General features: G+C 36.6%; 10 protein-coding genes. 4 read left to right on the forward strand and 6 right to left on the reverse strand.

What is annotated here, in order from left to right:
• The first annotated feature begins 11 nt into the window (after positions 1 to 11).
• From ACNQGH_RS07215 to ACNQGH_RS07225, 3 genes are all read left to right on the forward strand, one after another.
• Positions 12 to 1574 (forward strand): G-D-S-L family lipolytic protein, encoded by a 1563-nt coding sequence (locus ACNQGH_RS07215; protein ID WP_417955309.1) that lies wholly within the window; start codon positions 12 to 14, stop codon positions 1572 to 1574.
• A 260-nt stretch (positions 1575 to 1834) separates the two neighbouring features.
• Entirely contained in the window at positions 1835 to 3346 is a 1512-nt protein-coding gene (gene atpD, locus ACNQGH_RS07220) for a F0F1 ATP synthase subunit beta (protein WP_309757586.1), read from the forward strand.
• A gap of 72 nt (positions 3347 to 3418) precedes the next feature.
• Complete coding sequence (locus ACNQGH_RS07225; RefSeq protein WP_417955310.1) at positions 3419 to 3700, forward strand: FoF1 ATP synthase subunit delta/epsilon; 282 nt, start codon at positions 3419 to 3421, stop codon at positions 3698 to 3700.
• Positions 3701 to 3889: 189 nt separating this feature from the next.
• Here the strand turns inward: ACNQGH_RS07225 and ACNQGH_RS07230 are convergent, their stop codons facing one another.
• The 6 genes from ACNQGH_RS07230 to ACNQGH_RS07255 all read right to left on the reverse strand — a co-directional run bounded on the left by ACNQGH_RS07230 (position 3890) and on the right by ACNQGH_RS07255 (position 11553).
• Complete coding sequence (locus ACNQGH_RS07230) at positions 3890 to 4306, reverse strand: DoxX family membrane protein (RefSeq protein WP_417955311.1); 417 nt, start codon at positions 4304 to 4306, stop codon at positions 3890 to 3892.
• A gap of 238 nt (positions 4307 to 4544) precedes the next feature.
• Positions 4545 to 6098, reverse strand: a complete 1554-nt coding sequence (locus tag ACNQGH_RS07235; RefSeq protein WP_417955312.1) for a vanadium-dependent haloperoxidase — start codon at positions 6096 to 6098, stop codon at positions 4545 to 4547.
• Entirely contained in the window at positions 6088 to 7011 is a 924-nt protein-coding gene (locus tag ACNQGH_RS07240) for a hypothetical protein (RefSeq protein WP_417955313.1), read from the reverse strand. The genes ACNQGH_RS07235 and ACNQGH_RS07240 overlap by 11 nt, the downstream gene beginning before the upstream one ends.
• A 65-nt stretch (positions 7012 to 7076) precedes the next feature.
• The gene (locus tag ACNQGH_RS07245) at positions 7077 to 9314 is read right to left on the reverse strand and encodes a CRTAC1 family protein (RefSeq protein ID WP_417955314.1); all 2238 of its coding nucleotides are present in this window, start codon (positions 9312 to 9314) and stop codon (positions 7077 to 7079) included.
• Positions 9315 to 9347: 33 nt separating this feature from the next.
• The gene (locus ACNQGH_RS07250) at positions 9348 to 10553 is read right to left on the reverse strand and encodes a hypothetical protein (RefSeq protein WP_417955315.1); all 1206 of its coding nucleotides are present in this window, start codon (positions 10551 to 10553) and stop codon (positions 9348 to 9350) included.
• Between the two features lie 460 nt (positions 10554 to 11013).
• Positions 11014 to 11553, reverse strand: coding sequence for a hypothetical protein (locus ACNQGH_RS07255; RefSeq protein WP_417955316.1), 540 nt, complete (start codon positions 11551 to 11553; stop codon positions 11014 to 11016).
• Positions 11554 to 11833: 280 nt separating this feature from the next.
• On the opposite strand from ACNQGH_RS07255, the gene ACNQGH_RS07260 reads away from it, so the two are divergent.
• A complete protein-coding gene (locus ACNQGH_RS07260) occupies positions 11834 to 12979 on the forward strand; it encodes an aminotransferase class I/II-fold pyridoxal phosphate-dependent enzyme (RefSeq protein ID WP_417955413.1) in 1146 nt (381 codons plus the stop codon).
• The last annotated feature ends 36 nt before the right edge of the window (positions 12980 to 13015 follow it).

Consider the following 13015-nt stretch of genomic DNA (forward strand, 5'->3'; position numbering starts at 1 on the left):
AAAACATAACCATGATAAAAAATTTCAAATGGCTACTATTGGTTTCTTTAAGCTTTGTAGCATGTAATAACGATGATGAAAATACTGTTGTTGAAGAGCCAGTGACTTCAGGAACAGCCAGCTTTACAAAATATGTAGCATTAGGAGATTCTTTTGCTGCGGGATATAGTGATGGTGCTCTTTTCAAAAAAGGACAGGAAGGTTCTTATGTAAATATAGTAGCCAAGCAATTTGCCACAGCTGGAGGAGGAGACTTTAAAACGCCTTTTACATCTGATAATGTTGGGGGATTGTTATTGGGAGGAAATGTAATAGCGGGTGTTCGATTGTATTTTAACGGTGTCGCACCGATACCTGTTAGTGGTACTCCTACGACCGAAGTGACTACTAAAATTACAGGGCCATTTAGTAATTTAGGAGTTCCTGGAGCAAAAAGTTATCATCTTATAGCGCCAGGATATGGAAATGTTGCGGGTGTGGCTACTGGTGCTGCAAATCCGTATTTCGCAAGATTTGCCACTGCCTCTGGAACAACGATTTTAGCGGATGCTTTAGTTCAAACGCCAACTTTCTTTTCTTTGTGGATTGGTTTTAATGATGTTTTGAGTTATGCGACATCCGGGGGTGTTGGTGTAAACCAAACAGGAAATTTAAATCCGGCTACTTATGGTGGTAATGATATAACAGATCCTACTGTTTTTGCAAGTGTTTATTCAGGATTGGTTACTAATTTAACTGCAAATGGAGCAAAAGGCGTAGTTGCAAATCTTCCTTATGTGAATACGCTTCCTTATTTTACAACGGTTCCTTATAATCCATTGACTGCTAAGGTTCTTGGTAGTGGTAATGAAGCGGTAGGTCAAGGTACGATAGCTGCTTTAAATGCTCAGTTGTATGGACCGGTAAAACAGGCATTAACGGCATTTGGTGCAGGAGATCGAATTAACCTCCTTTCTGCAACGGTTGCTAATCCCGTATTGATTAAAGATGAATCTTTGGTGAATTTGTCTGCTCAGTTAACAGCAGCTTTTACTCCCAGTTTGGGTGCGGCTACCGCTGCTTTTTACGGAAGCGTGTTTGGACAGGCCCGACAAGCTACTGCTGCGGATTTGGTTGTTTTGCCAACGCAATCTGCCATAGGAGCAGCTCCTACCGCCACTGATTCTGGTATAGGAATGGCACCTCCGTCTCCTTTAAATAAATTCGGGATTACCTATCCATTACAGGACAAGCATGTATTGATACCAACTGAAGTTGCAGAAGTAAAAGTGGCTACTGATGCTTATAATATTTCCATAAAAACAATCGCTGATGCCAAAGGATTGGCTTTTGTAGATACGAAAGCGATTATGACCCAGTTGTCAAATGGAGGAATAATCAGTAATAGTTTTACCCTTACTTCAGCATACGTGACTGGTGGAGCTTTCTCGCTGGACGGTATTCATCCAAGTCCCAGAGGTTATGCGCTAATAGCAAATGCATTTACGGCCGCGATCAATGCTAAATATTCTTCAACATTAAAATCAGTTGATTTAAGTCTTTATCCGATAGTATACCCCGCTATAATCCAATAATTGTAATGTTGGTCAGACCTAAAAAGCCACCCGTTTTTAAACGAGGTGGTTTCTTGTTTTTTATAGGAATAATAGGTTTTTGTTTGTTTTAAAACGGCAATAAAAACAAAGCAATAAAATTATGGTGTTTTTTATAAAAAAAAATATTGATTTTATATTTTAAAAAATTATCTTTGCGCACTGAAAAAAGTGTCTGATCGATAAGTTTCGGTTGGTATTATTTCATAAACCTAAATAGCTATTTAATAAATACATAAGTAATGTCAAAAGTAATAGGAAAAGTTGCCCAAATCATAGGCCCAGTAGTTGACGTAGTTTTCAACGGTAAGGATGTTGAACTTCCAAAAATTTATGATTCATTAGAAATCACAAAAAAAGATGGTACTTTATTAGTGCTTGAAGTACAATCTCATATTGGTGAAAACACCGTTCGTACCATTTCGATGGACTCAACAGATGGTTTGAGTAGAGGTTATGAAGTAGTTGGAACAGGAAATCCTATCCAAATGCCAATCGGTGCCGATGTTTACGGTCGTTTGTTCAACGTAATTGGAGATGCCATTGATGGTTTAGGAAACTTGCCAAAAACAGGTGAAAACGGAATGTCTATTCACAGACAAGCACCAAAATTCGAAGATTTATCGACTTCTTCTGAAGTTTTATTTACTGGTATTAAAGTAATCGATTTAATTGAGCCTTATTCAAAAGGGGGTAAAATTGGATTGTTCGGTGGTGCTGGAGTTGGTAAAACAGTATTGATTCAGGAGTTGATTAACAATATCGCAAAAGGTCACGGTGGACTTTCAGTATTCGCAGGAGTAGGAGAAAGAACACGTGAAGGGAATGACTTGCTACGTGAGATGTTAGAGTCAGGAATTATAAAATACGGGGATGAATTCATGCACTCTATGGAAAATGGAGGATGGGATTTATCTAAAGTGGATATGCCAGGAATGAGAGAGTCTAAAGCTACTTTCGTTTTCGGTCAAATGAATGAGCCACCAGGGGCTCGTGCTCGTGTAGCACTTTCTGGATTGTCTATTGCGGAATATTTCCGTGACGGAGCAGGAACTGATCAAGGAAAAGATGTATTGTTCTTCGTGGATAATATCTTCCGTTTTACACAAGCAGGATCTGAAGTTTCGGCACTTTTGGGTCGTATGCCTTCTGCGGTAGGTTACCAACCAACATTGGCTACTGAAATGGGTGCGATGCAAGAGCGTATTACATCAACAAACAAAGGTTCTATTACATCTGTGCAGGCAGTTTATGTTCCTGCGGATGATTTAACTGACCCGGCTCCGGCTACAACTTTTGCCCATCTTGATGCTACTACTGTATTGTCTCGTAAAATTGCGGAATTAGGTATTTATCCTGCAGTTGATCCATTGGATTCAACTTCAAGAATTCTTACACCACAAATTTTAGGTAATGAGCATTATGACTGTGCACAAAGAGTGAAAGAAATTTTACAAAAATACAAACAACTACAAGATATCATTGCGATTCTTGGTATGGAAGAATTATCGGAAGATGATAAATTAGCCGTTTCAAGAGCACGTCGTGTACAACGTTTCTTATCTCAACCTTTCCACGTTGCTGAGCAATTTACAGGATTAAAAGGGGTATTGGTTGATATTAAAGATACGATCAAAGGATTTAATATGATTATTGATGGTGAATTAGATCACTTACCAGAATCAGCTTTTAACCTTAAAGGTACTATCGAAGAAGCTATCGAAGCTGGAGAAAAAATGTTAGCGGAAGCTTAAAAATTATAAGTTATGAGGTTGAGAGTTATTCAATTTTGATAACTCATAACTCATAATTCAAAACTCATAATTATGTTATTAGAAATAGTATCACCAGAAGCAAAATTATTTTCAGCAGAAGTGACTTCGGTTACATTGCCAGGAGTTGATGGAAGCTTTCAGATTTTGAATAATCACGCACCTATTGTTTCTATTTTAGGAAAAGGTGTTGTGAGAATTACCGCTTCTAATTTTTCTTTTGCAAAAGAAGTGGCAGGTAAATTCACAAAGCTTGATGAGCAAAATTATACGTTGGCAATCACTTCAGGAACAATTGAAATGAAAGATAATAAAGTTATTATTTTAGCCGACTAAAATAATTTCGATTATAATAAAAAAAGTAAAGCCTGACGCAACCGTTAGGCTTTTTTTATGCTCAATTACAAAGCATGCATTACTAAGCAATGTCATCTTCTCTATACTTGTCCATCGTTTTAAAACCGACTGCTTCATGGGCTTGCACAAAGCGAAGGTTTATAGCGGTGACTTCAGTAAATTTTTATTTTATACCAGTTTAGAATTCATTTCGGCATAATACTTTTCGTTGTATTTTCCTGCAATTACAAGAGCTCCTGAAATTAAAATAAGATTTTTAATGATGTATTGCCCAACTAAAGTAGGGCAATAAGGGAACACATCGAAACACATCGTTTTTAGTATAAAAACCGGAAAGAATGTAACGGCCATATGCATTAATAATAAAGTAATTGTATAAGGGATGAATCTTTTTACGAGTAATCCGAGACCAATAATTACTTCGCATATACCAAGAATTGGAATGAATATTTCTGGTTTAAACCAGTAAACTGTTTTTTCTACCAGATCACCAGCAGGACTCATTCCGAAAATTTTCAAAGCACCAAACCAGACGTAAACTATTGCCAGGGAAATTCGCATCATAGTGATACTATGTTTCTCCATTTTTTTACTAAATCTGAAATAAAAAAAGTTGAATGTTGGTTTCATAGTGAACTATTTGTTTGTACTAATTTTATGTGGCTGCTATTTTTCAAAATGAAAAGGTTGTTTTTGTATTTTAAAGTTCATAGCAAAAAAAATAGAAAGCCTAACAGATTTCCAACGTCTGTTAGGCTATAGTTGATAAAATGAGATATAAAACAAACCATTAAACCAAATTATCAACCTTACTGTTTTTACGCTATTCTGCGCCGTCTGTAGTGGCCCTTGCAACAGCAAATTTACCTACTTTTTCGCCTAATTCAAGTCCTTTTTCGCAATCACTTCTGTAATGAATGCATCCGAACATTCTGGAGTCTGAAGCTTCTTTTGCCATAGCTATAAAACTTTGCGCTTTTGCAGGAATGAAATGCGCTAAAACAACGCAGGCAGCACCACTAAAAGTAGAATGGCCCGATACATAGGAAGGGAAATTAGGAGTTCCGGTCATTGTTTTTATAGTAGGATCCATTTGTGATGGTCTTGGATTAAAGTAAGTGTATTTTGCGTCCCAACAACTGATGGCGGCGTCCATCATCGCAATGTTTAATAATGCCATATTTCGTGCCCATCGTACTTCGCTGTAATTTTGTTCCACAAATGACTCAGATGCAATAGCATTCCAATGTCCAGGTGGTGTGTAGGTTCCTACACCATCAGCCCAAAAAGTAACAATTTCCATGTTCTTTTTTGAGGGATTTTTGCCGTAATTTTTGATTTCAGCCAATTCTTTTGCAAATTGTTCTGATTTTGTGGACGGTGGCGGAACTGGTCGGCTGGCAACAACCATTTCAGGAGTCATCAAGAACGATTTTACTTTGCCAAATAAGGGTAACATTGGGGGTCTTGCAGGTAAATCTAATGACAACCAAGGTGTTTCTCCAGTGGCTATAGTTTGCGTCTCTAATTGAGTCCAAAGTGCCTGGTTTCCTATAGCGGCACCTGCTCCGTCAGCACCCGCTCTTGTAATGAATTTTGCTGCTATCTTTCTTCCTAAAATGATGCCGGCATCTACGTCGCTTCGAACATTCGCACCGCTTATAATACGATATAATTTTTGTTCTTCCGCTTTTTCGTCGATGTAGGCAATTTCAGTTGGGAATAATAATTTTAGTAATTCAACTGTAACACCGGATAGTACCCCATCTTCTGAAGGATAGGAAGGCATAGCGCTCTTTGGAATTAAAACTTGTAAAGTTGCGTCAACGGTGAAAGGAGCTGCCCTGTTGTACAATTTTTTATAATACCAAGTGGCGACCAATGCATCGTATTGCGCAGCACTTACGTAGGCATAGGCTCTAGCTGCATAAGGTGGATTTGAAAATGGAAATTGCGGATTTGCAAACGGATTTGCCGCCGATGGTGCGGGATAAGTTCCATCTTCATTTTGATAAGGAGGACGGTTGTGTCTAGCTACTAAAGTGCGCATGATTTCATTCCAGCGTAAAACGCCACCAGCGCTCCAATATTTTATTATTCTTTTTTGATCTTCTGATAGGTTAGCTTGATAACTTTTTATTTCGTTAATTTCTCTTGTGAATGCGGGTGTATTTGTTGCAACGGGTGCATCTAGAGGGAATTCGTTAGGAGCCGTCAATAAAAATGTTTTCCAAGTTCCAGCCAAGTCGTCTGTATTGGTAGGATTTAAGGCGTGAAATTCGTTTCGTTCCGTAATGTCATCACTACAGGAATAAGTACAGGCAAGAAATAAAGCCAAAAAAGTGGTAAAGGCTGTTTTTTGTATACTATTTTTCATCTTGTTTGCTTATTTTTTTTAAGTTAATCACATAAAATGCACCGCCGAAGAAGGTGTCCGATTTCCCAACGTTTCTTCCTTCTACTACGTAATTATAACCAGCTATAAGAGATAATTCGGGAATTTTTTTAAATGTATATTTAGAATTGATGCCGTATTTTAATGCATTCATGGTGTTGCTTGGAAAAGGCATGTTGTTTTTTGTAATGTCAAATCCTCCCGATTGGGTTACCCAATTGTCTATAACAAATTCGGCAATCAATCTGTTAGAGCGATAACCCGCTCTAAAATTCACTGAAATAGCATCAGGCATATTGACTTCGTTAGTATAATGCATTTCATCAGTGAGATAGGCATTTCTATCAATGGTTATGTTCGCTCTTTTTATATAGGCACCGGAGAATGTGGTAAAGAAGTTTCCTCTCTGATAGTCTCCCATTAGTCGTAGTGAAGCTGTTTTGCTTTTTAAGCCAAGGCTCAACGGCAAATAGTCAGCAGTATAATCGGATAGAGGAGTTGAAAAACTTCCTAATACATAAATGGAATAGGTTGCTTGACCAATTGTTTTTTCTAAGGGCATGTATTTTAGCGTAAGGGAAAGATCTTGGATTCCCTTTTGGCCTTTCATGGTTCCGGCAGAAGCATTGGTTTCTATATACGGCAAACTAAAAATAGCATTCAATTTGTCTGATATGCCATAGTTTCCCATCAGTCCAACGGATTTTGTTGATACGGTACCAAGATTTAGGTTCTCTCTTTTAAGCGTTCCCTCCCAGTACTGATCCCAGCTACTGTATTGATATATTGCTCCAACGCAAAAATTGTTTTTGCTCATCATGATTCCGTCAATATCAGTTTGAGCATTAATAAAAAAAGGTGCCAATAGTAGGCAACTCAGGTAAAATTTTTTCATTTTTAGTAAAAAGATTAGTTGTTAGTAATTGGCATTGGGTCGGTTTAATTTACGGACACTTTAGCTTATTGCATAGTAACAGGTTTGCATATAGCTGAATTGTCACTTTTGTAAGGAAAAATTATTTTATTAAGTTTTTCTTTAGTGATAATAGCGCTTCCTTCTTTTATCTTAATAAATTGATTCGGCTTTATGTTTTTAAAAATTTGTGCTTTGTGTGCTTTAGACCATGTAATAGCGATCTCATCTATCATATTTGCTTGGCCAATGCCTATTTCTCTTCTCAGTGCTGATGCGCCAAAACTTCCGCCAGAGTTTACTTCTCGGTAAACAACTCTTTTAATACCGTTTTCTTTAAAGCTGATCTTAATTCGTGTGCCAATTGCAGAGCGGTTCGTGTTTGTTCCTTCTAATTGTACATTTATCCAATGATTCGTATTCTGGCCGGGGTTTAAGTATAAGGAATTGTTGAAAGAATCACCAATATAGGCGCCACCCACTTCTATAAAAATATCGGCATCGCCATCATTGTCTAAATCATTAATGGCAACTCCATGTCCTTTTTGTAAATTACCAACTCTGCCGGAAACGGTAACATCGGAAAATTTGCCATCACCCATGTTTCTAAAAAGACGATTTGGGACAAGCGATTTATAATCGGGATTCCCAGTTCCCAAATACATATCTAGGTAGCCATCATTGTCAATATCGCCAAAGTTAGAACCCATTGAAAAAACAGATTTATTTAAACCTGCTTTTTCAGAGACATTGGTAAATGTACCATCATGATTATTGTGGTATAAGTACATTTTACTGGCTTTATTAGGAATATTTAATGCTTCTGTTCCGGCAGTATGAGCAACGCTCAAATCAAATTTATAACCACATACAAACAGATCTTGCCATCCATCATTGTCATAATCCCAAAACCAGGTTGGGAATGTTCCGACTTTTATATCTGCTAAGCCAGCTTTTTGTGTTACATCTTCAAATTGTGGAATACCATTTTTTATTCCCATGTTTTTGAGCAGGGTTTTTCTTTCTCTATTACCCGATACATATAAATCTTCCAGACCATCATTGTTATAATCGCTAGCTGCAACTCCTTTTACAAAATCTACGATTGCACAATTTGCTTTAACCGAAACTTCTTTAAAGGTGCCATCTTGATTGCTGATGTACAATTCGCAAGGATTAATTTCATTTAATTCCGGTCTGCTTTCATTGCCAATAAATAAATCCAGCCATCCATCATTATTAAAATCTTTCCATACCCCGGCTTGCGTTGGATGTTCAGAATATAAACCACTTTTGATCGTCACATCGGTAAAGGTATCATCACCATTATTTCTCAACAAAGAGTTAGGTTGCTTACCATAATTTCCCATCCATGCACCTCTTAAAACAAAAACATCTACATCACCGTCATTGTCATAATCCGCTTGAATCATATTTAATCCGCCTTTGAAACGCCCTAATTCGGATTTTTTGGAGCAATCCATGAACCCTCCTTTTTTGTCGTTTTGGTAATAATGCATGGTGCCATTTTTTAAACTCCAATCTGAAGTTATAAAATCCAGATAATTATCATTATTGAAATCATCCACAATAATTCCTCCGGCCATATTTCGATTATTAATCCCCAAATTAGGAGCCACATCTATAAAAGGCTTAATGGTATAATTAGAGTTGTCCTTGTCTAAGTTGGGAATAAGCCATTTAGCGGGGACTTTTGATGGGTAATCACCCAGTGTCATATAGGCAATATTAAGCAGCCATCTTGATTCATAATCATCAGGAAAGTCATTTAAAAGAAGTTCATAAATTGCAATTGCTTTTTTAGAGCCCTGCTGTTTCAGGTGTATTCCTGAATTTCTGATGGGCATGATACAGGATTCAGTCGAGTGGTTGATAATGCAGTTTTGTCGTTCGCCTAAACGCATGTAGGAGAGTGCCATATTTCGTAGTACTTCTGCACTATTAGTATTTGACATGCCTATTCTTTTAATAATAGATTCAAAAGTAGCTACAGATTCATTTTCTTTTCCCAATTTCAAAAGGCTATTCCCTTTGTAAAATGTAGCTATAAACCGGTTATTGGTTTCGGCTGGTGCAGTTGATAAAGAATCAAAAAAAGCTAATTCCGCCTCTGGGCAAAAAGGATTGTCTTTGACACTAAACTGTTTGTATTTTGCAGCTAAAATCTCGACCATTTTGTCGTTAGGGTTGCTAAAATAATCACATGATTGTATCAAAAAAGAAAGTAATAACAGTATGAATGTAGATATGGTTTTTATTTTCATAATTAAAAAAATTTAGTTTTCTTTTAGATGAAATTAATGCTTCATAGTCATAGTCATTTTTTTATTTAAATTGAAACGGTAGGAATAACCAACATTGATAGAGTAATCTGCAAATGCAGCATCTCCTTGAACATGCACATATTTGCTTGGATCTGTGATCACTGAATTCTGTAGGTTTTGATCAGCAATATCGGCAGCGCTTTGGATGCGATTTTTAACAACATTATAAGGGATATATAAACTGAAACCATGTTTTCCTATGCGGTATGAAAAACCATATTCAACTGCAATAACATATCCAGGACGACGGTACGCCACTTGGCCGCCAAAAGCATCATAGGCAGGAATTCCTTCAAATCTTCCAGCTAAGGAAACTGTGAAATTTTCTTTTTTATCGACAGCGGCCATAAAACCCGCACGTCCAAAATATTGATCAGGTGATGCATAAATATTATATCCTTCCAGACCTGCTTTTGGGGCTGATTTAAAGGTGCCGTTTGATTCTCTTGGATTAAACAAGTAGTATCCATTTGCAAAACCATAAAGGCGTCCGGTTAATTGTCGGAATGCTTGTAATTCTACTGAAAAACCTACACCGCCATCTCCAGGTTGGATAGCTTGGTCCATTAGAACACTTTTGGTAGTTCCATCAGCTTGTGGAGCATCGTCTCTTCGGTCATGACTACCCGTGTTTAGTTTAACACCCAACCCTACCATAATATTTCCTTTTTCTGCTTTTTTTGGATCAACAACCCAATAGTTAACGCTGAAGCGGGCATCAGCTATACCCTCAGCGTATACGCTATAGCGATACGTGTTTTTTACAGGCGTTGTTTGTCTCAATATTTGAGAGCGCTCATTATTTACATAAGGTAAAGTTGCGTTCAGTTGAATACGGTCAGTTAATCCGTAAGAAACATTTAAATCGACTGCATGAGAATAGATGTTTACTGCATTGCCACGTTCTTTTCCATTTGCATCAAATCCACCTCCCGTTAATTGACGTTGCGGTTGTTCTACTTTACCAACAAAGTGTCTCCAAGAGTGAAAATAACGATAATTAGCTCCTACTTGAAATTCACCGCTATCTAGATTATAGGAATTTGAAGAGTTTAGATTTTGGCCTCCCATCTGGCGCACGGCTACACAGCCTTGTGCGGCCATGTTTTGGGTGTTAAAAGCAATTGTAAGTAATAAAATAAAAGAACAGGCGGATTGTAAAGCGGATAATTTTTTCAAGGTTTTGGTTTTTTTTGAATGGTTAATAGTGTAAAATACTCCAACAGCGACTTCTTAAAAAAAAATAAGTTACTTAATAGGTTTTGTCGTTGTAAAACAAGATTTGTTTTCGGTTTTTACCCAAAGAAAATCGTTTGATTTTGCGCTGCAAAAGGGATAGGTTGAGTTTTCTTTAAATAGTTTTTTTAGAAAACCATTTTTGAACTTGTAAATAAATTTAAGTCGTGATGCCGAAAGTTAATTGTACAAAATATACCGGAATGGAAATATAAAACAGGCCTATGAAATCCTTCACAAATAGATGAATTCGAAAAACACAAAAGGACTATTTTGTATTTAATAAGCATTATTTCCAATAAAAGTTGTTGTGAATGTACAATCTTAACTAAAAAGCAATCCTGAATTATCTTGATTTTACAATGTCAGATAGTGAATGATTCCACTAAAATAAAGGAAGGAATTATGCCATATCTGGCGGAGAATACGATAAGGAAATGTGTCCGGAATCCAGCGCCCTGTTTGGTGTGATGATGCGTTCAATCGAACGGGCAGCTGTTTTTGGAGAAAAATCAACAGCAACAGTATTATTTGGAATGAAATCTTGAAGAAAAGACTTCATTAGTTTTTTTACAGGAGCATCTTTTGAAGAAGTACCATTGAATAATTGATTGTCAACAATATCTTTTAAGTCTTTGCTTATCGCATCTTGATGTGTATTACGAAGATAATAAAGGCTTAAGATGTTATTCTGAATTCTTTTCTTGAAAATATGGTAACTTTTATTGTTAATAACTACGTTTTCATTCACATATTCAAAATCAGTGTCTTCAATGAAAGAATATAGAGTAGCATTCAATTTTATAACATGCAACTCTGAGCTGGATGCTTTTTCCATACTACTGATCCATGCTTGCTCTTGTTGATAAGCAAACATCAGATAGTATCCCAGAACATTGTAAAACAATGTTACTAATAAAAAAAGTGATGCAATTCGTTTCATAATTGTCGAAAGTAGAAAACTATTTTAGAATGAAATGTCTTGGATGTAAATTTTAAGATTTTTTTAACATAATTTTAGTAGTTTATTAAATCGAAAAGGTTTTCGTAAATTTTTGTTAATTTTATTTCGATAACTATTTTTCACTTGTTAATTTTTTGTCATTTATTTTTTGGGATTAATGTACTGCGATTGGAAAAGCGAATCTTATCTTGAGAATGCATTAATTTTAAAAAGTAATCAAACAAAAATGGAACAAAATATATTCTTATTTTTGTGGCGTATGAGAAAATTTCCAAAAAATCTATCCGCTAAACTGGAGAGCCGAAAGCAAAATAATGCTTTGAGACAATTGCCCTTGTCTGGTAAAGCGATTGATTTTGCTTCCAATGATTATCTTGGGTTATCCAAGTCAGAAACTATTTTTCATGAAACGCACCGGTATTTAATCGAAACTAATGAGATTCAGAATGGAGCTACAGGTTCCAGATTATTATCCGGAAATCATAAACTTTATCCGAAGACCGAAAACTACCTCGCACCGTTTCACCAATCTGAATCGGCATTAATTTTTAATTCCGGTTATGACGCCAATGTTGGTTTTTTTAGTTCGCTTCCACAAAAAGGCGACTTAATTTTATACGATGAATTGTGTCACGCTTCCATTAGGGATGGGATTCAGCTATCGAATGCCAAAGCATACAAGTTCAATCATAATGATTTTGAGGATTTGGAAAGATTAATTCAGCGAAATCAAAATCCAGTCATTTATATTGTTACCGAATCTGTTTTTTCGATGGATGGCGATACACCAAATCTTGAGGAATTAGTACAGTTATCTGAAAAACACAATTGTTATTTAGTTATTGACGAAGCCCATGCTTTGGGCGTTTTTGGAGAAAAAGGGGAAGGATTAGTTCAGGATTTAAACCTGCAAGATCAGGTTTTCGCCCGGATTGTAACTTTCGGAAAAGGATTGGGATGCCATGGTGCCGCGATTTTAGGCTCTCTGGAATTGAGGGATTATTTAGTGAATTTTTCCCGAAGTTTTATTTACACAACGGGACTTTCACCACATTCGGTTGCCACAATTTTAATGGCTTACCACTATTTGGACAAAGAGAAACAAAATATAGAGCTGCTTCGTGAAAACATCATTCATTTCAACCAGCAGAAGAACATATTAGGACTGAGACAATTGTTTGTTCGAAGCAAATCGGCAATACAATCAGCGATTATTCCCGGAAATGAAAATGTTAAATCAATAGCCCAAAAACTGCAAGGAAAAGGTTTTGATGTGAAAGCCATACTTTCGCCAACAGTTCCAGAAGGGCAGGAGCGATTGCGATTTTGTTTGCATAGCTTTAATTCAAAAGAAGAAATCTCCAAAGTCTTGACTTTGTTAAGTATTTTTGTTTTTGAACACTGATTTTTGAACGCCGATTTGCAAATTTTCCAGTTAAAC

The organism is Flavobacterium kochi (assembly GCF_048286715.1).
In the GTDB taxonomy this organism is placed as follows: Bacteria; Bacteroidota; Bacteroidia; order Flavobacteriales; family Flavobacteriaceae; genus Flavobacterium.

Excerpts from the sequence above, each read along its gene's own strand:
- ACNQGH_RS07245 (WP_417955314.1), bottom strand. The coding sequence starts at position 9,314 with ATGAAAATAAAAACCATATCTACATTCATACTGTTATTACTTTCTTTT.
- ACNQGH_RS07255 (WP_417955316.1), bottom strand. The coding sequence starts at position 11,553 with ATGAAACGAATTGCATCACTTTTTTTATTAGTAACATTGTTTTACAAT.
- ACNQGH_RS07215 (WP_417955309.1), top strand. The coding sequence starts at position 12 with ATGATAAAAAATTTCAAATGGCTACTATTGGTTTCTTTAAGCTTTGTA.
- ACNQGH_RS07230 (WP_417955311.1), bottom strand. The coding sequence starts at position 4,306 with ATGGAGAAACATAGTATCACTATGATGCGAATTTCCCTGGCAATAGTT.
- ACNQGH_RS07225 (WP_417955310.1), top strand. The coding sequence starts at position 3,419 with ATGTTATTAGAAATAGTATCACCAGAAGCAAAATTATTTTCAGCAGAA.
- ACNQGH_RS07260 (WP_417955413.1), top strand. The coding sequence starts at position 11,834 with ATGAGAAAATTTCCAAAAAATCTATCCGCTAAACTGGAGAGCCGAAAG.
- atpD (WP_309757586.1), top strand. The coding sequence starts at position 1,835 with ATGTCAAAAGTAATAGGAAAAGTTGCCCAAATCATAGGCCCAGTAGTT.
- ACNQGH_RS07235 (WP_417955312.1), bottom strand. The coding sequence starts at position 6,098 with ATGAAAAATAGTATACAAAAAACAGCCTTTACCACTTTTTTGGCTTTA.
- ACNQGH_RS07240 (WP_417955313.1), bottom strand. The coding sequence starts at position 7,011 with ATGAAAAAATTTTACCTGAGTTGCCTACTATTGGCACCTTTTTTTATT.